This is a genomic window from Streptomyces sp. NPDC051662, assembly GCF_040681655.1.
Lineage (GTDB): Bacteria > Actinomycetota > Actinomycetes > Streptomycetales > Streptomycetaceae > Streptomyces.
The window spans coordinates 355,168-375,764 of the sequence record NZ_JBFAZD010000004.1; the positions used below are offsets into that span (position 1 = coordinate 355,168).

A 20,597-nucleotide genomic window follows, 5' to 3' on the forward strand; every position below is an offset into this window, starting at 1 on the left:
CCCCACCGGGAACGTCTCATCGGTACCGGGTCAGGTTCCGGATGCCGTAGAGAGCGCCGGCGGTTGTCTGGATGATGGCTTTGCGGATGACGGGATGGGATTCCTCGATTCGCTCCAGCGCGAGGTGCATGAGTTTCTCCTCAGTCCGCAGGACGGCTTCGATCTCGGGCGATGGATCTCGGTGCGGGTCCCAGTCCGGGCCCTGAACGATCCGGGCGGCGTTGGTGAAGCGCTTTCCGTCGGAGTTGTGGCGTGCCTTCCACGTCAGGATCATGTCGACGCAGAGCGCGAAGTACTTGCCGCAGTGTTCCAGGGCGTTCTGGACCGGGTCGCTGTAGAACTGGTCGGTGGCGAAGTGCGCGTCCTGGCCCAGCAGGTCCAGGAGGACGGTCAGATCGGCCCCGATTTCGAACCTGCGGATGTCCAGGTACTCCTCGATGGCCGGTGGGCGGCCTGCCGCCTCGATGTCGATGATCTGCTGGACGCCGTGGCCGTATTTCGCGAATTCCTCGGCGAACACGCTCCGCTGTTCGGGACGGACCATCCGGTCGGAGGCGTCCACGAAGGGGGCGAACTGCTCGTCGCCGGAGCCGTTGCCCCGGATCACTTCGAGTAGTTCCGCGAGGATGTACCGGGCCTTATTCGGATCGGTGAAACTGTCCACCAGGTCGTCGAGAATCGCCCAGTACACCATGAAGTCCGAAATCGCCGTCGCGTAACTTGTCGGCGCATCGGGAGTCATCGCGGCCCATAGCGCGCCGGCCTCGGCGGTATAGCCCCGTTCCCGGGGGTCGTACACGGGACTGGTCGTCGGTTCGGATGTCGCGAACCGTGACAGCCATTCGGACACCGGGAACCGGGACAGCCACGCCTGGGTGCCCGCGGTGATCTGTTCGTGATCGGGGTGGAGTGTGACCGGCCATGGCCAGCCGATGACGGTGCCTGTCGGACCGTCGAATTGGATTGGATACGTCCGGGTGTTCACGGATCACCTCATATGTCGTCTGGATAGCCGGGATGTCATCCGCGGGCCTTTGCGGCCGAGACGACATCGAAGGAAAGCTGCGAGGCGCCGACGGGCGCGTGGGCGGCTTTGCGCGGGACAGGCCGGACACCGTTGTCAGCGGCCTGCCCTGCCCGTCAGGAAGTTGTCCAGTACCTCCTCGACGACGCTGTGGGATCTCTCAAGATCCAGTACGGCAGCGGGACGGATCGCGCGGGCACGGCCACGGCCCTCTGCGACGAGGGTGGTTGCCGGTGTGGTCACGGCTGGTTCTTCATCGGTGCTGCTTCCGGGGCCCGGCGGTAGAACTGGTCGGCCCAGCGGCGGAACGGGCCGATGCGGCCGTCGCCCCGCGCGAGATGGGGCGGGGCGACGAACCGGCGGTGGTTCCAGACATCGGCGTCCTGCCTGAGGGCCATGAAGAACAACGGCATGACGGCGCGGGAGACAAGGCGGGCGGCGGCGCGGCGCACGACCGAGTCGCGTTTCCCGATTCTGGTGATCATGGCTGCCTTGAGTGTCATGCGGGCCCCCCGCAGTGGGCACGGCGCAGACCCAGACAAGGATCGTGAGGCCGAGCGCCGACAGATCCACTTCCGTGCGGAACAGGCCGAGTCCGTAGTGGGTCAAGTGCAGGGGCAGGGGCGGCAGGCGGCGTCCGATGGTGGAGCTCCGCAGGAGCAGGCGCACGTCGTGGACCGGGCCGAGTTCCTTGTCCTCCACCGGCTCCACACGGAGTTTGTGGAGGGAGGGGCCGTGGCCGTAGTCGAAGACGTTCTCCATCACGTCCTGGGGGTATCCGCCGAGCGACATGTCGCGCAGTACCGGCTTGTGGGTGCCGTGGGGAGGAAGGGGCGGTACCTCCCAGTCGGGCGGTTCACCGTCCGGGTGGTACCACACCATGATCAGTCCCGCTTGCTCCCGTACCGGCATCATGGCGACGGACAGTTTGGGGACCTGCTGGTCATACGGCGTGCCGGTGCACGTCCCGTCGGTGTCGAAGGCGAAGTGATGGAAGGGGCAGAGCAGTTCCTCACCTCGGACCTTCCCACCGCCCAGGTGCGCTCCCAGATGGGGGCAGTAGGGACGGGTCGCACGCACGGTGCCCTTGCGCGTCCGGTACAGGACGACGTCCTGCCCGGCGAGTTGCCTGGTGATCACCTGCCCGCGGCGGACTTCCTGGCTGAAGGCCGGGCAGAACCAGCCCACGGGGTAAGGCAGCTGCGGCGGAAAGGCATCAGCGGCACTGGCCCCCGGGATACCCCGGTACCGGGACGGCTTCTTGGGCATGGTCAGATCTCCCTGGCTTGAAGGTGACGCGGCTCCCGTGGAGACGGTTCGAGTCCGACTCCTCCGGGATCACCGCAGGCTGGCTGGCGAGTCACTCCGAGGCACTTCCGTCATGAGGCCCCACCGCCGCACTCAAGACCCGGCGCGGCAACGGGTCCCAACGGCACGGCCACGCATTCCCGGACCCCGGACCCCGGCCCCCGGACAGCCGCGACGCACGCCACCCGGCTTCACCGCTGCCCGCCTCTGGCCAGTACAAGCCCGCACAGCCAGTTCCGGAAGGGGAAATTGCCCACCAAACACGCTCACATGTTGCGTACTTGCGCCCTTGTGAACACACCGCCCCCACGAAGAACCCCGGAGACCACAGGGAAAGCCGACACCGGCCGGTCGATCCCGTCGTCCGTGACCGGTTCGGGCAGGGTGCGGTGAGCGGACGCTTGTACTCCGTACGGGGGACGTGCTGCGGCCGGGGCGGAGGGCCGCGCCCGGCTGTGTGCCGATCGCTGACGTGCAGTTCCGGGTGTCCGGCCGGGATCGGCGGGCCGGTGGGCCGTAGTTGGGCTCTTTGTCAGGTCCGGAAGTTTTTGATCAGTAGTCGTGGTTCCGATGTACGGCTCGGCCAATTAGTCGAGTTCGACGTCGTCCAGGGCCAAAAGGGCCCGCGGGCCGAGAACATCAGGACCCTCTGACCCACGCACTCCGTACGACCGACATCCCCGGAGCCGGAGTTGTGGAGCTTCCCGGCGGCGTCGAGGCGGTCTCGCCGGGAGACACCGCCCAGGTGGAGGTCACGTTGATCAAGACCATCGCGATGGAGGACGGCCTGCGGTTCGTCATCCGCGAGGGCGGCGGGACCGTCGGCGCCGGGCTCGTGTCCAAGATCATCGAATAGACCCCGGCCTCACGGCGACGCACAGCCGGCCCGGCCTGATCCGAGACGGCCCGCACGGACTCCTTCGAGTGAACGCGGCGTGCCCGCGGCATGGCACCGGGCCGGCGGTTGATCACGCCGGTGGACTGCGGTCGGGTTCGGTGAGCGTGCGCGCTGATCCCCGTCTGATGCCCGGTAGCGGGCCGACCAGTCTCAGTAGGAGATGCAGTGGCTGACACCATCAAAATCGCGATCGCGGGTCCGAAGTCCGGCCCGGTGACCCAGTACGGCGACATGCAGTTCATCGGCGCCAAGCAGGCCATCAAGGACATCAACGCCAAGGGCGGCGTCGACGGCAAGATGCTGGAGGCCAAGGAGTACGACGACGCCGCCGACCCGAAGCATGCCGTCGCCGTGGCCAACAAGGTCGTCAACGACGGCGTGAAGTTCGTCATCGGCCACCTCACCTCGCCCGCGGCCCAGCCGGCCTCGGACATCTACGAGGACGAGGGCGTCATCATGATCACGCCCGCCGCCACCAGCCCCGAGATCACCGCCCGCGGCTACCGGCTCGTCTTCCGCACGTTCGGCCTCGACAGCGCGCAGGGGCCGGCGGCCGGCAACTACATCGCCGACCATGTGAAGCCGAAGACCGTCGCGGTCCTCCACGACAAGCAGCAGTACGGCGAGGGCCTGGCCATCGCGGTCAAGCAGACGCTGGAGGGCAAGGGCGTGAAGGTGGCCGTGTTCGAGGGCCTCAACGCCGGGGACAAGGACTTCTCCTCGGTCATCCAGAGGCTCAAGGCGAGCGACGTCGACTTCGTCTACTGGGGCGGCTACCACCCCGAGCTCGGCCTCATTCTGCGCCAGTCGCGGGAGAAGGGCCTGAAGGCCCGGTTCATGGCCGGAGAGGCGTGCGCGAACGACTCGATCTCCCAGATCGCCCAGAACGCCTCCGAAGGGCTGCTGGTCACCATCCCGAAGGCGTTCGACGCGGACCCCGGGAACAAGGCCATCGACGACGCGATCAAGGCCGACGGCAAAGACCCCAGCGGTCCCTACGTCTTCCCCGCCTACTCCGCGGTCGCCCTGATCGCCCAGGGCATCCAGGCGGCCGGCTCGGACGACACCGACGAGGTCGCGAAGGCGATCCACAATGGCGTCTTCCGGACCCCGACCGGCGCTCTGAGCTTCGATGAGAAGGGCGACCTCAAGAACTTCCGCTTCGTCGTCCACGAGTGGCACTTCGGCAGGCCGAAGACCGAACTGTCCCCCCAGTAGAAGTCCACCCCGGCCGAACCCGGTGCCCCGCGGTCGCCCCTCGACCGCGGGGCACCCGCCGTCTACGCCGGTGGTACGCCCTCCGGGGCCGACGCGAGACCCCGCTACGTGGCCGGGCCGCGGGGCCGGGCCGCGGGGATCCTCTCCGAGGGAGCGCGGGTGCGGTTGGCGGATCCCTCTGCGGGAGGACGCAACGCGCCGCCCGCGCGGGCCAGTTGTGTTCCTTTCGCCTCCCGTTCCGCGGAGCTGTGCGGAACGTGCGGAACACTCCGTACGCAAAACACCCTCCGGATCGCGTTTCCGCAGATCAGGAGGGTGTGAGAGCGGTAGCGGAGGGATTTGAACCCGCTTGCGTGACCCGTCTCACCTACGGTTTTTCCTGAGAGTGGGACATACCACTTGTTTCTATCCTGCTGCGTCCTGCTCGATCGGCCTCTCGCGGTTCCCGTGAGGCACGTGCCTCACGGCGAGGAGGGGTTCCACCGACGCCTTGCACCTGCCTTCTCGGCGGTTGACGCGGGCTGTGTGATGACCGTCGCTTCTGTAGCCCTGGTGCTGGCGGCTCCTCCACATTGCGTTTGATGTGGATCGATCCTCGCGGATGGTCACATTATGTAACTGATATGCGGGGTGACGCGGGCTGAGAGGCTGGACTGCCCATTGCTCGATGGGTAAACCGGGGCCTGGGATCAGTGGCGGGACGTCCAACGATGTTGGCGGCCATCGATATATCAGCCGGGCCAGCGAGTTCGGTGTGGGGCCAAGCGTGTGCGTGCGAAGCCGGCGGCAGCATCTCGGGCACGTTGCGGAGGATGTCCCTGCGGGTGTGCGGCCGATGAAGCGCCGCTCACGGTTGAGCCCGAGGATCCGGGAACACCCCCGCGGGCGCGGGGCCGACCCCAGCGAGGAGACGAAGACAACGCCGCCCACCGGAACACCCCCGCGGGCGCGGGGCCGACGGGCAGGGACGCCCGTATGGCCGCTCTGGAGCGGGAACACCCCCGCGGGCGCGGGGCCGACCTCGGTGTCCATCTCATCGTTGCCGCGCAGCGGGGAACACCCCCGCGAGCGCTGGGCCGACGCCTTGGCAGTGCGCTCGCGGGCCTCCGCCGTCGGAACACCCCCGCGAGCGCGGGGCCGACGACGCGCAGTCCCCAGTCGTCGGTGAGTGCCGCGGAACACCCCCGCGGGCGCGGGGCCGACGCTGTCATCTGTGTTTGGTGCGACCGACTGTTAGGAACACCCCCGCGGGCGCGGGGCCGACGACGACTGGCAGTGCTCGCAGTGCGGCAACTGGGGAACACCCCCGCGGGCGCGGGGCCGACACATGGTCATCTGTGTCCGCGCCGGTGCTGAACGGAACACCCCCGCGGGCGCGGGGCCGACAGGTCCAGGTCCTCGGCAGCTGAAGTGGGGCGCGGAACACCCCCGCGGGCGCGGGGCCGACGAGGGGTGCGCGGCCACCAGGTCCGACCACGCCGGAACACCCCCGCGGGCGCGGGGCCGACTCGACAAGCCCTTGCCCGCCAGCGTCACGGACAGGAACACCCCCGCGGGCGCGGGGCCGACCCGCTCAGCCCCTACGTCCGTCCGTCCGTCCGTGGAACACCCCCGCGGGCGCGGGGCCGACTGGTCCCTCCCGCCGTGGTCGGCGGTCTGTCGGGGAACACCCCCGCGGGCGCGGGGCCGACGACCGGGACAAGGCCGGCGGGATCGGGATCGGAGGAACACCCCCGCGGGCGCGGGGCCGACTGGAGCAGCGTCAGCTTGCGCACGGGGCCGTGCGGAACACCCCCGCGGGCGCGGGGCCGACCCTGGGCGCGTTCGGCACGTGGCTGGCCGCCGGGGAACACCCCCGCGGGCGCGGGGCCGACACCGTCCTCCTTAATCTGGGGCGCATCTGAACCGGAACACCCCCGCGGGCGCGGGGCCGACACCGGGCGGACCCGGGATACGAACGTGGACGTCGGAACACCCCCGCAGGCGCGGGGCCGACTCGTGTGCCGGGCGCGAGCAGCGCTCCACGACCGGAACACCCCCGCGGGCGCGGGGCCGACGCGGCCAGGAAGTCGTCGCCCAGGGCGTCCAGGGGAACACCCCCGCGGGCGCGGGGCCGACACCTTGGTCCAGCCCTCCCAGATCCACCCGTCCGGAACACCCCCGCGGGCGCGGGGCCGACTCGACCAGCACCGCGACCTGGTCGAGCGCGAGCGGAACACCCCCGCGGGCGCGGGGCCGACCCTTGTTGACCTGCGCTTTTATCTGCAGGGAGCCTTGATTTCATTCAGTGGGATCGGCCTGAGACGTTGATTGAGTCTCTGTCGATAGGCGGCCGAAATGAACAATGTGGTCGATCCCTCGCATGTTGTCAGCGCTGACATGTAGACCGTCCCATCACCTTACTGAACTGACGGGAGTTGGTCTTTGGTGACCTGGCTGGGGTGGAGCCGTGGTTCTCCTCGCGGGCGGTGCGGCTGGATCTGAGGGGGCTCGTCGTGATGGCGGACTGGATCGTCGGCGACGTGGCCGGGCTGGGGGATCGTCTCGGAAGGACCGCACGGGGCAGATCCCTCCGCGGGAGGGCGCAACGCGCCTCGGGCGCAGGCCAGTTGTGCTCCTGTCGACTCCCGTGCCGCACGGCCGTGCAGTGCGTGCCACACGCAAAACACCCTCCTGACCGCGTTTCCGCAGATCAGGAGGGTGTAAGAGCGGTAGCGGAGGGATTTGAACCCTCGGTGAGTTTCCCCACACTCGCTTTCGAGGCGAGCTCCTTCGGCCGCTCGGACACGCTACCGAGAGAGAGCTTAGCCCAAGGTGGGCCGTGCTCCGAAATCGATATCCCGAGTGCTGCCCGAAGGGCGCCCGATTGCTGGTCGGCGATTGGTCGGCGGCTGCGCGACGACCCGTCAGCGGTCGCGGAAGAACGACGTCAGCAGGTCGGAGCAGTCCTCCGCGAGTACCCCGTGGATCACCTCGGGACGGTGGTTGAGCCGGCGGTCGCGTACGACGTCCCAGAGCGAGCCGGCCGCCCCCGCCTTCTCGTCGAGCGCGCCGAACACCACCCGGTCCAACCGGGACTGGACGATCGCGCCCGCGCACATCGTGCACGGCTCCAGGGTCACCACCAGCGTGCACTCCGTGAGTCGCCAGGCCCCGAGCTTCCCGGCGGCCCTGCGGATCGCCAGGATCTCCGCATGTGCCGTCGGGTCGCCCGTGGCCTCGCGTTCGTTGTGGCCCGCGGCGAGCACCGTGCCGTCCGGGGACAGCACGACGGCGCCGACCGGCACATCACCGGACAGGGCAGCGCGTGCCGCCTCCTCCAGGGCAAGCCGCATGGCCGCCTGCCACGGTGCGCGTACCGGGTCGGGCGCGGGGTCGTGCCGGATCACTATCGGACGGTCTCCAGCACCTCGGCGGCTCCCAGAGCCTCCGCGATCTCGGCCATCGCGTCCGAATCGAGCGCCAGCAGATCGGCCTCGGACAGGCCGAGGTCGGTGAGAATCTCGCGGTCGCCGACGGCTCCCGTGGGTACGGTCTCCCCGTTCTTCAGGGGGATGTCCTCTTCCTCCTCGTCGTTCTCGTCCGGTTCGCCGTCCTCAGTACCGTCGAGGTCCAGCGTGTCCAAGTCGTCGGCCGGGTCGTCGTCGTCCCTGCCGAGCAGTTCATCAATGAGGATCTCCCCGTACGAGGAGCGTGCGGCCGCGGCCGCGTCGGAGACGTAGATGCGAGGATCTTCCTCGCCCTCCACGCGGAGGATGCCGAACCAGGCGTCCTCCTGCTCGATAAACACGAGCACCGTGTCCTCGTCCACCGAGGCTTCGCGGGCCAAGTCGGTCAGGTCCGACAAGGTCTCCACATCGTCGAGCTCTGTGTCGCTCGCTTCCCACCCGTCTTCGGTGCGCGCGAGCAGTGCGGCGAAGTACACCGTGACTCTCCCACTGGTCAGAGGTGTGACGATCCGGCGGTGCGCTGATCTGCCCCGCCCACTCGGAATCGTGGCAGAAACGAACGCTTCGCGAGAGGTCTTCCACCGTTGCGTCGTCGGGCCATTTTATTAGGCCCCTGTTCGGCTCCGGGCGCCGGATGCCTTCCATGAGCATGCGGGATGGACGTGACGTACGTCGCGCGCCGGGCGCGGCTACCGGCCGGTCACCACCGGAACGTACGCATCCGCATCTGCTGGCGCATCCGCGCGGCGCGGGCCTGCCGGGGTTTTACGCGCTCGCGCAGCGCCTTGGCCTCGTTCAGCTCACGCAGGAACTGCGCGCGCCGTCGGCGGCGCGCGGCCTCGCTCTCCTGTTCGTCCGACGGGGGCTCCACCCAGGCCTCGTCCTGACCGTCCTGGACGTCCTCCGCTTGGCCCGCTCCCCGGGCCTGGTCCGCTTCCCGGGCCTCGGCCTCCACCTGCTCGGGGCGCTGATCCCGGCCTTCCCGATCCTCGTCCGGCATGGCTGCGTCACCACCTCAGGCCGCTTACTCAGCTCCGCGGTGTACCGGGGCCGACCTTCTGACACCTTCCCTCGCTGACAGGGGTTGATGCCAGCCGGGTAGTGGCAGCGCGTACGGCCTTGGCCCCCGGTTACTGTGTCGCCATGCGGATTCATGTCGTCGACCACCCGCTGGTGGCGCACAAACTCACCACGCTGCGCGATCGGCGCACCGACTCCCCGACCTTCCGGCGCCTCGCCGACGAGCTGGTCACGCTGCTCGCGTACGAGGCCACCCGGGACGTACGGACAGAACTGGTCGACATTCAGACACCGGTGACCGGCACGACGGGCGTGAAGCTCTCGTATCCGCGCCCCCTGGTGGTGCCGATCCTCCGGGCCGGCCTCGGCATGCTGGACGGCATGGTGCGGCTGCTGCCGACCGCGGAGGTGGGCTTCCTCGGGATGATCCGCGACGAGGAGACCCTTCAGGCGTCCACGTACGCGAACCGGATGCCCGAGGACCTCTCGGGACGCCAGGTGTACGTGCTCGACCCCATGCTGGCGACCGGCGGCACGCTGGTCGCGGCGATCCGTGAGCTGATCAAGCGCGGCGCGGACGATGTGACCGCGGTCGTGCTGCTCGCGGCGCCCGAGGGCGTCGAGGTGATGGAGCGCGAGCTCGCGGGCACGCCGGTGACGGTCGTCACCGCGGCGGTCGACGAGCGCCTCAACGAGAACGGCTACATCGTCCCGGGCCTCGGCGACGCGGGCGACCGTATGTACGGGACGGCCGAGTAAGTCATCCCCGGGGGCATTCCCCCTGGGGCAACAGCCTCTGACGTCCTCTTGACGTAACCGCTCGGGGCCCGGTTCGCGCGGCAGGCGAACCGGGCCCCTTCGGAAAGCGTGGGGTCAGTTCTTCGGGGCCGCCCCCAGATCCCCGCAGGCGGGATCCGACGCGGCGCTCGACTGGGTGGCCAGGGCCTGGTCGGCGTCCTTCTGGTCGGTCAGCGCCTCGAAGGTCATGCCGAGGATCAGATCGACATCCGGTGTCTTACGGGAGTCGGTCTTCGACGTGGCTCCCTTCAGCTGGGCGCCGAGGACGGTGAAGAAACCGTCCTCGGGCTTCAGCGCGCCGAGCAGTATCCCGGTACCCGGGACCTTCTTGTCGTACGCGGCGGGGGCGTTGCCCACCTTGCCGATGACGAAGCCGCGTTTCTTCAGCTCGTCGGCGGTGGTCTGGGCGAGTCCGCCTCGCGGGGTCGCGTTATAGACGTTGACCGTGATCTGGCCGGGCTTGGGGAGCGCCTTGACGGGCTCGGACGGGTGCTTGCAGCCGGACTTCCCGGCGGCGGCGACGCTTTTCGTGCCGCCCCCCGTGAAGACGTCGATGAGCTGCAGCGTTCCCCAGCCGGCCAGGCCGAGGGCAACGACGGACGCGACGGCCGCGAGCACGATCCTGCGACGATGACGGGGGCGGCGCATGCGCGGGTATTTGTTGCCCGTAATGCGGTACTTTCCGCCCATGCCGGGGGGAGTCAGCATGCTCATGGCCGCAGCGTAGTGTGCCCCGGTGGTGTTTCCTACTAAATGATCAACTGGTTGCGCGGTCCGGGTGGTGAAAGACCCCGAAAGGCTCAGTGCCCGGAGGCCCGGCCCTGCCGGAGCCCCCTCTGCCGGACCGTGTCGATACCGGTCCTACGGACACGATCAGCGCGGGTCCAGCTCCAGCACCCGCGCGTGCAGCACCTGGCGCTGCTGGAGCGCGGCGCGCACGGCGCGGTGCAGACCGTCCTCCAGATAGAGATCGCCCTGCCACTTCACGACGTGGGCGAAGAGGTCCCCATAGAAGGTCGAGTCCTCGGCGAGCAGCGTCTCCAGGTCGAGTTGACCCTTCGTGGTCACGAGCTGATCGAGGCGGACCGGGCGCGGCGCGACATCCGCCCACTGCCGGGTGCTTTCCCGGCCGTGGTCGGGATACGGCCGCCCGTTACCGATGCGCTTGAAGATCACACGGAAAGCCTACCGGGCGACCGGCTCCGGGCGCAGCCATGGTGCCCGAGTTCAAAGGTCACTTTCGGTGACAAAGGGGGAGTGAAGCGTGAATGGAACCAACCCCTCCGGTGCCTCGGCACCCGCGGGAGCGCGACCCTCGGCCGCCGGGGCGTCCCGCTGATTCGCTCGAAAGGGGTCCGGTGGGGTGGGCGACAGCGGCTCACCCCGCCACTCCGCCCCGACTGTCCGGCGGACCCGTCAGACGGGCGGGGTCCCGGGCGGGGACTGCGGGCGCGGGTTCGGCGGCGGATGCGGGCCCGGATCGGGGGGTAATTTGGGGCCGCCCGGTTTCGCGTGCTTTCCGTTGCTCGTTCGCGTTCTACGGTTCGACAGCCCGAAGATTCCGAACGGCGGAAAGATATCCACGCGCCTCGGGAAATTCGCCTCGGCACACCCGAGGCACAGCAGGTCCATACAGCCGTCCTGAGTGGTGCGTGCCGCCTCCACGCTGTTTATCCAGCAGGATTCGCAGTACCAGCAGTCCGTCTTTGAAAGCAGCACGGTGGTCAAGGTTGCCCTGGGCATCACGTCACCTTTCCATGTGCCGCGTTCTGATGCCCTCCGAGGGATAGTCGATAATAAACCGGCTCGTGCAATTCACCTGCTTCGGCGGGTAGTTGTTCCGCCCGGCGCCGCCGGAGCATAGTCGTGCCGAGGACCACGGCCTCCAATTCAGGGGGACGGTGTGTCATTGAGTTCGATTCCTCGCGCATTGTCGTCCTCGGGGCGATGCAACTACGTTGCACAGGACAAGGGTTGCGTTGCACAGGGCGGGCGCACAACGTCGCACGCGTTCCAGTCGAGATCTGTCACATGACATGAGGGGAGCGGCCATGGGCCGACGCAACGCAGGGGGCGGGGAGAAAGGCGCCAGCACGGCCGATGTGTTCGGCGAAGTTCTCAAGCACTGCCGTGAGTCCATAGGTGTTACGCAAATAGCACTGGCTGGCGAAGTCCCCTGCGATCGCTCCTACGTTGCCCGTGTGGAAGCCGGAACACGTGTTCCTGACGAGAAATTCGCTGAGACGTGCGACATCGTGCTGCGTACCGGCGGCATCCTCCAGAAGCTCTGGCACAAGATCGACTGGTATCCGGAAGTGGACCATCCGGACTGGTTCAAGCGCCGTGCCGCCATGGACGCCGAGGCGACCGCGCTCCGTGAGTACCAGACCCAGATGATGCCGGGGCTGCTGCAGACCGAGGACTACGCCCGCGCGTTGCTCTCGCGCCGGGCCGGCGGGGACGAACTGGAGAGGCGCGTCCGCGCGCGGCTCAGCAGACAGCACAGGTTTCTCTCCCCCGAGGGGCCGCTTCTGCTCATGGTCCTGGATGAGAGCTGCATCCGGAACACGGTCGGAAGCGCGGCCGTCATGCGGGATCAGTGCGCACATCTGCTGCGTGTGGGAAAGCAGCCGAACATCCGTGTTCAAGTCGCCCCGGCGGGTGTCCCCGGTATTTGGCGTCCCAATACGTCCATGTCTCTGATCACCCTCTCGGATGGCCATGTCTGGGTGTACTCGGAATCGCTTGACCGCGGGCACTTCAGCGACGATCCGGAAGTTACCGGCCGTCATGCACAGACCTATGCTGTTCTGAGGGCGGATGCGCTGTCCGCCTCCGAGTCTGCCGCGTTGCTCAATGACGCGATGGAAGGGTACGGCCACCATGATGAATCGCGATTTCAGAGCGACAACGTGGGTAAAGAGCAGTTACAGCGGCGACAACAGCGGAAACTGCGTGGAAATAGGCACCGGTATCCCGGGCATTATCCCCGTACGTGACAGCAAGAATGCCGAAGGTCCGGTCCTTGTGTTCAGCAGAGCTGTTTTCTCCACTTTCGTTTCCGGCGCCAGAACCGCCGCGCACCCCACCGCCTGAACGCAATGGGGTGCGCCGTGCCGTTGAGTCTCCCGGTTACGCGGTGGGCGTGTGGCCGCGGGAGTGCGAAACCGTCTCGGTCTCGCCGCGCTTGAGCGGGATCCGCGCCGCTTCGGCCGTCGCCGTCGGCTTGGCCGCCGCGGGCTTGGTCACCGAACTCAGATCGTGAGCGTAGGTGCCCACGGCGTTGGCGATCACATCGATGTTAATGCCGAACGCCTTCATATTGATGTTCGAGAGGTCGTCGCAGGCCGAGTGGTAGCACTTGTCGTACGCGATACCGGCCTCGCCGCCGTACTTCGTCGCCTGTGCCTCGGACTTGATGCCCTCGGCGCCGGTGAAGGTGCCGCCGGACGGGATGCCCGCGTCGATGAAGGGCCCGTAGTCGGAGCGGCCGTCGAAGTCCGTGCCCTCGTGCGGAACCTTCTTGCTGTCGAGGAAGTCGGTGATGCCCTTCTCCAGCTGGGCGGAGCCCTCGGGCCCGGGGCCCGCGCCCACGCCGTCCGAGTCGTCGCCGTCGTACACGAACTGAGCGAAGTTCGGTGAGGCGATCATGTCGAAGTTGAGGTAGAGCGCGATGTCCGCGCGCTGTGCGGCGGTGAGGCCGTTGACGTACGCCTCGGCGCCGAGCAGGCCCAGTTCCTCCGCCGACCACCAGGCGAAGCGCACCTTGTTCGCCGGCTTGTCATGCGTCTTGGCGAGCTTGAGGGCGACCTCCAGCAGCCCGGCGGAACCGGAGCCGTTGTCGTTGATGCCGGGGCCCTCGGTGACGGAGTCCAGATGGGAGCCGAGCATCACGGTCCGGTCCGCCCTGCCGCCCTTGGTCTCGGCGACCACATTGCGGGTGGTGCGCTCCTCCTGGAGCTGGCGGATGTCCAGAGAGACCTTCACCGCGCCCTTGGCGGCCTCCGCGGCGAGCGCCTGGCCCTCGGCCTGTGTGATGCCGCCCGTGGGGATCTTGCCGGCGTCCGGGCCGCCGAGCGTTCCGCTGAGCGCGCCCTCGGTGTTGTTGTAGATGATCGCGGCGACCGCTCCCGCCGCGGCGGCCTCCTTCTGCTTCGTCGCGAAGTCGCAGCCGCCGCGCTGGATCAGCGCGATCTTGCCGGTGAAGGCGCCGGCGGCGTAGTCGGCCGGCTCGCAGCCCGTGGTCGCGTCGACCGGGACGGCGGCGAGGTCGGCCGCGATGCCGCCCTCCTTGGTGGACGTCGTGTACGACATGGCCGTGATCGCGACGTCGCGCGGCGTCGGCGCGGTGACCGTGAGCTTCTCGGCGAGCGTCTCGATATAGGTGATGTCGAACGTGTTGTACGAGACCTGGTAACCGGCCTTCTTCAGCTGGCTGTACACATACGCGGCGGAGGCGTCGTGGCCGAGCGTGCCGGCCGCCCTGTTGCCGTTGGCCGAGTCCGCGATGGCCTGGAACTTCTCCAGATGCCGGTAGGCGTCGCCGGCCGATGCCTCGCGCACCAGCTTCCGGGAGAGCTTCGCCGCGTCCTTGGCGGCGTCCTTGGCCGGGTCGTGGGAGCGCGCGGAGGCGGGCGAGGCGGACAGCAGCAGAGGGGCGGCGAGCGCGGTGGTGGCCGCGACTGCCAGGAGTCTGCGGGATGTTGCGTTCACAGGGGCTGGGATCCTTCCGGTGCGAACGAATGTGAGGGAAAGCTAGCCAGCGCCGCGCCGCGTGGGAACAGTTGTGTCATAGGTCATGGTGCGTATCGGTGGAACAGCCGCGGATCGGGCGCGGACCGGGCCCCGTTCGCGCCTGGATCGGGGCGCGGCCGGTCCGGTTCCGCCGACGGTCAGTCGGCCTTGGGCGCGGGTGTCGCCTTCGCCGCCTTCGCCGCGCGCTTCGCCTCCTGCTTGAACGCCCGTACCTTGACCAGCGATTCGGGTCCGGTGATGTCCGCCGCCGAGCGGTACGACCCCACGTCCCCGTACGCGCCCGCGGCCTCGCGCCAGCCCTTGGGCTGTACGCCGTACTGCTTGCCCAGCAGTGCCAGGAAGATCTGGGACTTCTGCGTGCCGAAGCCGGGCAGCGCGTTCAGCCGGTCCCGTACCTCCGCGCCGGTGGCGACATCACGCCAGATCGCGGTGGGATCGCCGTCGTAGTGCTCGACGAGGTACTGGCAGAGCTGCTGGACGCGTCTGGCCATCGACCCCGGATAGCGGTGCACGGCGGGCTTGTCCGAGAGCAGCGCGACGAACGCCTCGGGGTCGTACGCGGCGATCTCGCGGGCGTCGAGGTCGTCGTGTCCCATGCGTACGGCGATGGTGTACGGGCCGGAGAACGCCCACTCCATCGGGACCTGTTGGTCAAGCAGCATGCCGACGAGCGCGGCCAGCGGGCTGCGGCCGAGCAGTTCGTCGGCCTCGGGCTGTTGTGCGAGCCGGATTGTGGTGCTCATTCAGCGATGATCACCCCGGCCGTGCGGTGGCACGCGTACGCCACGCGCTCATCATGTGTTCATATGACTAATTTGTGGTCCGGATGGCGGAGTCGGGCGAGGGGTAGATCACCACCCAGGAAGAAACCGCCGGAACCGTCGGGAAAGGCCGCTCGCCCGTGACACAGCCGTTTGAATTGCCGGATTTCTATATGGCTTATCCGGCCCGACTCAATCCGCACCTGGAGGAGGCCAGGGCGCATTCCAAGCGGTGGGCCAGGGACATGGGCATGCTGGAGGGTTCGGGGGTCTGGGAGGAGCGCGACCTCGATTCCCACGACTACGCCCTGCTCTGCTCGTACACGCATCCGGACTGCGACGGTCCGGCGTTGTCGCTGGTCACGGACTGGTATGTGTGGGTGTTCTTCTTCGACGACCACTTCTTGGAGGTATACAAGCGTCCCCAGGACCGGGACGGCGGCAGGGCGTATCTGGAACGGCTGGCGGCTTTCATGCCGATGGATCTCGCCGCCGGATTCCCGGAGCCGACCAATCCGGTCGAGGCGGGGCTGGCGGACCTCTGGGCCCGTACGGTGCCGAGCATGTCCATGGCGTGGCGGCGGCGGTTCGCGGAGTCCACGGAGAATCTCCTCAACGAGTCCGACTGGGAGCTCGCGAACATCAACGCGCGCCGGGTCGCGAATCCGGTCGAGTACATCGAGATGCGCCGCAAGGTCGGCGGAGCGCCATGGTCCGCGGGGCTCATCGAGTACGCGGCGAGCGCCGAAGTGCCCGCCGAGATCGCCGACTCACGCCCGCTGCGGGTGCTGAAGGACACGTTCTCGGACGGTGTCCATCTGCGCAACGACCTGTTCTCGTATCAGCGGGAGATCGAGGAGGAGGGCGAGCTGAGCAACGGCGTGCTCGTCCTGGAGACCTTCCTCGGCTGTACGACACAGGAGGCGGCGGACGCCGTCAACGATCTGCTCACCTCGCGCGTCCAGCAGTTCGAGAACACCGCGCTGACCGAACTGGGGCCGCTCTTCGCCGAGAAGGGCCTGGATCCGCGGTCGTGCGCCGACACCCTCGCCTATGTGAAGGGGCTCCAGGACTGGCAGTCGGGCGGCCATGAGTGGCATATGCGCTCCAGCCGGTATATGAACGGCGCCGGTTCAGGTTCCGGTTCCGGAGCCGATGCCGGCGCGGGCACCGGGGGCGCGCCGGGCGGGGCGGGCGTGTCGTTCTCGATGGTGCCGGTCGGTCTCGGTACGGCCGCGGCCGATATCGCGAAGACGATCAGCGTGGGTGCGGAGGCGCGGGCGCGCAGACACGGTCATATCCCGTTCCAGCGGGTCGGCCCCGCCGTGCTGCCCGAGTTCCGGATGCCGTTCGGGCTGTCGCTGAGTCCGCATCTGGACCACTCGCGGGAGCACACCGTCGAGTGGGCCGACCGGATGGGGATCCTGAGGGCGCAGCCCGGTATCCCCGGCTCGGACGTCTGGGACGAGCGGCGGCTGCGCCGTATCGATCTGCCGCTCTGCGCGGCCGGTATCCATCCGGACGCCACGGCGGAGGAGCTCGATCTCACCTCGGACTGGCTGACGTGGGGGACGTACGGCGACGACTACTACCCGGTGGTCTACGGCAACGTCCGCGATGTGGCGGGCGCGAAGGCGTGCAATGACCGGCTGGCGCGGTTCATGCCGGTCGGGTCCATGGAGATGCCGGTGCCCGCGACCGGGCTGGAACGGGGGCTGGCCGACCTGTGGGTCCGTACGGCGGGCCCGATGGACCCGGACGCGCGCCGTGTCTTCCGTAAGTCGGTCGTGGACATGACCGACAGCTGGCTGTGGGAGCTGGCCAATCAGACGCAGAACCGTATCCCCGACCCCGTCGACTACATCGAGATGCGCAGGAAGACCTTCGGCTCGGACATGACGATGAGCCTGTCCCGGCTGGGCCACGGCCAGGTGGTGCCGTCCGCGATCTATCGGTCGGGCCCGATGAGGTCCATGGAGAACGCGGCACAGGACTACGCGACGCTGCTGAACGATGTCTTCTCGTACCAGAAGGAGATCGAGTTCGAGGGCGAGATGCACAACGGTGTGCTCGTCGTGCAGAACTTCTTCAACTGCGACTATCCGACCGCCTTGGCCATCATCGACGACCTGATGAACTCGCGGATGAGCCAGTTCCAGCATGTCGTTGCCCATGAACTGCCCACGCTGTACGACGACTTCGACCTCGACGCGGACGCGCGCCGGGTGCTCGACGGCTATGTGAAGGAGCTGGAGAACTGGCTGTCAGGGATTCTCAACTGGCACCACGGCTGTAAGCGGTACAAGGAGGCCGAACTGCTGGAGGACAGGGCCGGTATCACCCGCTGGCTGCCCCCCGTTCCGAGCGGGCTCGGCACCTCCGCGGCACGGATTCACCTACCTGGGTGGGAACCAGCGCGATCTTTGCCCCAAATGGCGCAGTAACTCGCTTACCTGCGCGCCCGTTTGTCATCCGGTCGATGTGATCGTTAACCGGATGGGGGCCGTGGGTGGTGAGCGGAAGCGCACTGTACGGGCGCGAGGAGGCGCGAGACCCGCGCGCGAGGGGGCGCGAAGAGAGGCGGGAGGGGGCGGAGCCACGGACGGCTGTGCTGGAGGCCGTCGCGGGATGGGTCCCGGGGGAGCCGGTCCCCAATGGGGCGCTGCCCGCTGAGTGGGGGGTGGATGACGCCTGGATCCGTACGCGCACGGGCATCGCCGGCCGCCATCGGGCGGCTCCGGGGATGTCCACGGGCGACATCGCGTACGAGGCGGCGAGGCTGCTGGTCGCCGATCCGGTGCGGGCGGGTGCCGCGGAGGCGGGATCCGTGCGGGCGGGCTCTGTACGGGCGGGTCCGGTAGGGGCGGGTCCCGTACGGACGGCGGACGCCGTGGTGCTGGCCACGGCGACGCCGGACCATCTGATCCCGGGGACCGCGCCGGCGCTGGCGGCGCGCCTGGGGTTGGGCACGGTACCCGCGTTCGATATTGGCGCGGTGTGCAGCGGCTTTGTCTACGGTCTCGCCGTCTGCCATGGACTCGTGGTGTCGGGGCTCTATGAACGGGTGCTCCTGGTGGGCGCCGATGTGTACTCCACCTGGCTGGACCCCGGGGACCGCTCATCGGGCGTGGTGTTCGGCGACGGCGCCGGAGCGGCGCTGATCGGCGCGGGCAGGGCCGGGGACCCGGGCGAGCTGATCGCCTTCGATCTGGGCAGTGACGGGACGGGATACGACCTGATCACCGTGGCGGGCGGCGGGGCGCGGTCGAGGTCGATGGCGGAACCGCCCGCCAAGGGCGACGAGTTCTTCCGGATGCGGGGGCGGGCGGTCTATCAGCACGCGGTCGAGAGGATGACCGGTTCGTGCCGCTCGCTGCTGCGCACCGTGGGCTGGGACGCCGCCGAGGTCGACCATTTCGTACCGCACCAGGCCAACGCCCGGATCCTGCGGGCCGTCGCCGAACGGGTGGGGATCGGCGCGCGGCGCTGTGTCACTCACCTCGACCGGGTGGGCAATACGGGCGCGGCCTCCATCCCTCTCGCCCTGGCGGACGCGGACGCGCGGGGACGTTTCCGCACGGGCGACCGCATGCTGCTGACCGCTTTCGGCGGCGGCCTCACCTGGGGAACGGTGGCGCTGCGCTGGCCCGCGACGGCCACGGGCGCGACGGCCACGGGCGCGATGACCACACCCGCGACGGCCACACCCGCGACGGTCACGGGCGCGATGACCACGCCCGTGACCGCCACGCCCGCGACAGACACCCTCACGATGAAAACGCCCGCGACGACCACGTCCGGGGCCGCACGGCCCGACAGCTCATGGGCCACGGCCCTCGACGGAAGGAACGGATCATGACACCGACGGCCGAGCGGGGAAGCGGGCAGGGGACAGGGCAGCGGAGCGGCCAGGAGAGCGGGACGGTCGCGGTGACCGGGCTCGGGGTCATGACTCCCGCCGGTCATGATGAACGGTCGTTCTGGGACGGGCTGTGCGCGGGGCGGTCGGTGGCCGGACGGCGCCCTGAACTGGCCGGTATGCCCGTCGACTTCGCCTGTGCGGTCGAGGGCATCGATCTCGACGCGGAGATCGGCGGGCGGTCGGTCTGGCGGATGGCGCGGTTCGTGAAACTGGCACTGATCGCGGCACGGCAGGCCGTCGCGGACGCCGGACTCGACCCCGTGAGCTGGGACAGCGGCCGGGTGGGCGTGGTGCTCGGCGTGGGCGTCGGGGGTGTCTCCCTGCTCGTCGACAACGCGCTGAAGCTCCAGGCGGACGGCCCCCAGGCGGTCTCCCCCGTACTGGTGCCGATGATGATCCCCAACGCGGCGGCGGGAGAGGTCGCCATCGCGCTCAAGGCCCGGGGGCCGAGCCTGGCCCCGGCGACCGCCTGCGCCTCCGGAGCCACCGCGATCGCCGTGGCCCGCGATCTGCTGACGAGCGGGCAGTGCGATGTGGTGGTGGCCGGGGGCGCCGAGTCCGTACTGACCCCGCTGGTGGTGACGGCCTTCGCGCGGATGGGCGCGCTGTCGACACGTACCGGTGACCCGGGCGAGGCGTCACGGCCGTTCGCGTCGGACCGGGACGGGTTCGTCATCGGCGAGGGCGCCGCCATGGTCGTCCTGGAACGGGAGGCGGACGCGCGGGCGCGGGGCCGGGCGCCGCGCGCGCTGCTGACCGGCGCGGGCGCCAGTACGGACGCGCACCACCCGACGGCGCCCGCGCCGGACGGCCGGTGGGCCCAGGCGGCGGTGGAGGGGGCGCTGCGGGACGCGGGCTGGAGCCCGTACGACGTCGAGCATGTCAACGCGCACGGCACGTCGACACCGCTGAACGACGCGATGGAGGCGACACTGATCGACCGGGTCTATCCACACCGGCCGCCGGTCACGGCGCCGAAGGGGGTGATCGGGCACACGCTGGCGGCGGCGGGGGCGATCGAGGCGGTGGCGACGGTGCTGACCCTCGAACATGGCGTGATTCCGCCGATCGCCAACGTGGACGCGCCCGCTGTCGAGTTCGACCTCGACTGTGTGACCAAGGAACCCCGGCGGCAGTGGGTGGAGACGGCGGTCAGCCACTCTTTCGGGTTCGGCGGGCACAACGTGGCGCTGGCGTTTCGGCGGGCCTGACGACAGGTCACATCAGGGAGCTGATCGTACGAATGTCCCATGGTTCTGCGGGTGGGAGAGTCGTTTCTTCGCCATTGATTGATCGTTATACCGGCGTGAGTATAAATATCAATACCGTTGCCGTGAACTCGGCCAACCAGAAGGGCTCATTGGACCGGACGGGCCTGGATCCGACGAATCCATTCGTCCGGACGGAGTCGTTCGTCCCGACGGAGTCGTTCGTCTCAACGAAA

Annotated in this window: 18 protein-coding genes, 1 tRNA gene, 2 pseudogenes and 1 CRISPR repeat array; of the genes and pseudogenes, 8 read left to right on the forward strand and 13 right to left on the reverse strand. The window is 68.7% G+C overall.

Features of this window, described 5'->3' with window-relative positions; genetic code table 11:
* Nucleotides 1-16: 16 nt before the first annotated feature.
* The 4 genes and pseudogenes from AB0M67_RS09305 to AB0M67_RS09320 all read right to left on the reverse strand — a co-directional run.
* Nucleotides 17-985 carry a terpene synthase family protein gene (locus AB0M67_RS09305; protein ID WP_365744264.1) on the reverse strand — a complete coding sequence of 323 codons (969 nt, stop codon included), beginning with the start codon at nucleotides 983-985 and terminating at the stop codon, nucleotides 17-19.
* 135 nt (nucleotides 986-1,120) lie between these two features.
* Nucleotides 1,121-1,267 (reverse strand): hypothetical protein, encoded by a 147-nt coding sequence (locus AB0M67_RS09310; protein ID WP_365744502.1) that lies wholly within the window; start codon nucleotides 1,265-1,267, stop codon nucleotides 1,121-1,123.
* Nucleotides 1,264-1,566 (reverse strand): hypothetical protein, encoded by a 303-nt coding sequence (locus tag AB0M67_RS09315; protein WP_365744487.1) that lies wholly within the window; start codon nucleotides 1,564-1,566, stop codon nucleotides 1,264-1,266. Before AB0M67_RS09315 ends, AB0M67_RS09310 begins: the two co-directional genes overlap by 4 nt.
* A 397-nt stretch (nucleotides 1,567-1,963) precedes the next feature.
* Nucleotides 1,964-2,293: pseudogene (locus AB0M67_RS09320) on the reverse strand (Rieske 2Fe-2S domain-containing protein); the annotation flags it as partial.
* A 703-nt stretch (nucleotides 2,294-2,996) separates the two neighbouring features.
* Here AB0M67_RS09320 and tuf point away from each other — a divergent pair.
* Together tuf and AB0M67_RS09330 are read left to right on the forward strand one after the other, a co-directional pair.
* Nucleotides 2,997-3,188, forward strand: a pseudogene (gene tuf, locus AB0M67_RS09325) (elongation factor Tu); the annotation flags it as partial.
* Between the two features lie 207 nt (nucleotides 3,189-3,395).
* Nucleotides 3,396-4,448, forward strand: coding sequence for a high-affinity branched-chain amino acid ABC transporter substrate-binding protein (locus AB0M67_RS09330; protein ID WP_365744266.1), 1,053 nt, complete (start codon nucleotides 3,396-3,398; stop codon nucleotides 4,446-4,448).
* Nucleotides 4,449-5,318: 870 nt separating this feature from the next.
* A CRISPR array of direct repeats spans nucleotides 5,319-6,688; the repeat unit is 28 nt; unit sequence GGAACACCCCCGCGGGCGCGGGGCCGAC.
* A 469-nt stretch (nucleotides 6,689-7,157) separates the two neighbouring features.
* Here AB0M67_RS09330 and AB0M67_RS09335 read toward each other — a convergent pair.
* The 4 genes from AB0M67_RS09335 to AB0M67_RS09350 form a co-directional block, all read right to left on the reverse strand.
* Nucleotides 7,158-7,242: transfer RNA gene (locus AB0M67_RS09335), tRNA-Ser, on the reverse strand.
* 112 nt (nucleotides 7,243-7,354) lie between these two features.
* Complete coding sequence (gene tadA, locus AB0M67_RS09340; RefSeq protein WP_365744489.1) at nucleotides 7,355-7,783, reverse strand: tRNA adenosine(34) deaminase TadA; 429 nt, start codon at nucleotides 7,781-7,783, stop codon at nucleotides 7,355-7,357.
* A gap of 53 nt (nucleotides 7,784-7,836) precedes the next feature.
* On the reverse strand, nucleotides 7,837-8,373 hold the full coding sequence (locus AB0M67_RS09345) for a hypothetical protein (RefSeq protein WP_365744268.1): 537 nt from the start codon (nucleotides 8,371-8,373) through the stop codon (nucleotides 7,837-7,839).
* Nucleotides 8,374-8,597: 224 nt separating this feature from the next.
* Nucleotides 8,598-8,897, reverse strand: coding sequence for a hypothetical protein (locus AB0M67_RS09350; RefSeq protein ID WP_365744270.1), 300 nt, complete (start codon nucleotides 8,895-8,897; stop codon nucleotides 8,598-8,600).
* 143 nt (nucleotides 8,898-9,040) lie between these two features.
* Here AB0M67_RS09350 and upp point away from each other — a divergent pair, with 143 nt between their 5' ends.
* Complete coding sequence (gene upp, locus AB0M67_RS09355) at nucleotides 9,041-9,676, forward strand: uracil phosphoribosyltransferase (protein ID WP_365744272.1); 636 nt, start codon at nucleotides 9,041-9,043, stop codon at nucleotides 9,674-9,676.
* Between the two features lie 114 nt (nucleotides 9,677-9,790).
* Here upp and AB0M67_RS09360 read toward each other — a convergent pair whose 3' ends face one another.
* From AB0M67_RS09360 to AB0M67_RS09370, 3 genes are all read right to left on the reverse strand, one after another.
* On the reverse strand, nucleotides 9,791-10,405 hold the full coding sequence (locus AB0M67_RS09360) for a LytR C-terminal domain-containing protein (protein WP_365744491.1): 615 nt from the start codon (nucleotides 10,403-10,405) through the stop codon (nucleotides 9,791-9,793).
* A gap of 183 nt (nucleotides 10,406-10,588) precedes the next feature.
* Complete coding sequence (locus AB0M67_RS09365; protein WP_249951605.1) at nucleotides 10,589-10,891, reverse strand: type II toxin-antitoxin system VapB family antitoxin; 303 nt, start codon at nucleotides 10,889-10,891, stop codon at nucleotides 10,589-10,591.
* 240 nt (nucleotides 10,892-11,131) lie between these two features.
* Nucleotides 11,132-11,458 (reverse strand): hypothetical protein, encoded by a 327-nt coding sequence (locus AB0M67_RS09370; RefSeq protein WP_365744273.1) that lies wholly within the window; start codon nucleotides 11,456-11,458, stop codon nucleotides 11,132-11,134.
* Between the two features lie 308 nt (nucleotides 11,459-11,766).
* Between AB0M67_RS09370 and AB0M67_RS09375 the strand changes: the two genes are divergently transcribed.
* Complete coding sequence (locus AB0M67_RS09375; RefSeq protein WP_351392536.1) at nucleotides 11,767-12,714, forward strand: helix-turn-helix transcriptional regulator; 948 nt, start codon at nucleotides 11,767-11,769, stop codon at nucleotides 12,712-12,714.
* Nucleotides 12,671-12,811, forward strand: coding sequence for a DUF397 domain-containing protein (locus tag AB0M67_RS09380; protein ID WP_365744275.1), 141 nt, complete (start codon nucleotides 12,671-12,673; stop codon nucleotides 12,809-12,811). Before AB0M67_RS09375 ends, AB0M67_RS09380 begins: the two co-directional genes overlap by 44 nt.
* A gap of 36 nt (nucleotides 12,812-12,847) precedes the next feature.
* On the opposite strand, the gene AB0M67_RS09385 is transcribed toward AB0M67_RS09380, so the two are convergent.
* Together AB0M67_RS09385 and AB0M67_RS09390 are read right to left on the reverse strand one after the other, a co-directional pair.
* Nucleotides 12,848-14,428, reverse strand: a complete 1,581-nt coding sequence (locus tag AB0M67_RS09385; protein WP_365744277.1) for a M28 family metallopeptidase — start codon at nucleotides 14,426-14,428, stop codon at nucleotides 12,848-12,850.
* Between the two features lie 179 nt (nucleotides 14,429-14,607).
* On the reverse strand, nucleotides 14,608-15,213 hold the full coding sequence (locus AB0M67_RS09390; RefSeq protein WP_365744278.1) for an HhH-GPD-type base excision DNA repair protein: 606 nt from the start codon (nucleotides 15,211-15,213) through the stop codon (nucleotides 14,608-14,610).
* 158 nt (nucleotides 15,214-15,371) lie between these two features.
* Between AB0M67_RS09390 and AB0M67_RS09395 the strand changes: the two genes are divergently transcribed.
* From AB0M67_RS09395 to AB0M67_RS09405, 3 genes are all read left to right on the forward strand, one after another.
* Nucleotides 15,372-17,675, forward strand: a complete 2,304-nt coding sequence (locus AB0M67_RS09395) for a family 2 encapsulin nanocompartment cargo protein terpene cyclase (RefSeq protein WP_365744279.1) — start codon at nucleotides 15,372-15,374, stop codon at nucleotides 17,673-17,675.
* A 164-nt stretch (nucleotides 17,676-17,839) separates the two neighbouring features.
* Entirely contained in the window at nucleotides 17,840-19,090 is a 1,251-nt protein-coding gene (locus AB0M67_RS09400; protein WP_365744281.1) for a beta-ketoacyl-ACP synthase 3, read from the forward strand.
* Nucleotides 19,087-20,364 carry a beta-ketoacyl-[acyl-carrier-protein] synthase family protein gene (locus AB0M67_RS09405; protein WP_365744283.1) on the forward strand — a complete coding sequence of 426 codons (1,278 nt, stop codon included), beginning with the start codon at nucleotides 19,087-19,089 and terminating at the stop codon, nucleotides 20,362-20,364. The genes AB0M67_RS09400 and AB0M67_RS09405 overlap by 4 nt, the downstream gene beginning before the upstream one ends.
* Nucleotides 20,365-20,597: the final 233 nt, after the last annotated feature.

Excerpts from the sequence above, each read along its gene's own strand:
- AB0M67_RS09370 (WP_365744273.1), bottom strand. The coding sequence starts at position 11,458 with ATGCCCAGGGCAACCTTGACCACCGTGCTGCTTTCAAAGACGGACTGC.
- tadA (WP_365744489.1), bottom strand. The coding sequence starts at position 7,783 with ATGCGGCTTGCCCTGGAGGAGGCGGCACGCGCTGCCCTGTCCGGTGAT.
- AB0M67_RS09360 (WP_365744491.1), bottom strand. The coding sequence starts at position 10,405 with ATGGGCGGAAAGTACCGCATTACGGGCAACAAATACCCGCGCATGCGC.
- AB0M67_RS09390 (WP_365744278.1), bottom strand. The coding sequence starts at position 15,213 with ATGAGCACCACAATCCGGCTCGCACAACAGCCCGAGGCCGACGAACTG.
- AB0M67_RS09350 (WP_365744270.1), bottom strand. The coding sequence starts at position 8,897 with ATGCCGGACGAGGATCGGGAAGGCCGGGATCAGCGCCCCGAGCAGGTG.
- AB0M67_RS09405 (WP_365744283.1), top strand. The coding sequence starts at position 19,087 with ATGACACCGACGGCCGAGCGGGGAAGCGGGCAGGGGACAGGGCAGCGG.
- AB0M67_RS09375 (WP_351392536.1), top strand. The coding sequence starts at position 11,767 with ATGGGCCGACGCAACGCAGGGGGCGGGGAGAAAGGCGCCAGCACGGCC.
- upp (WP_365744272.1), top strand. The coding sequence starts at position 9,041 with ATGCGGATTCATGTCGTCGACCACCCGCTGGTGGCGCACAAACTCACC.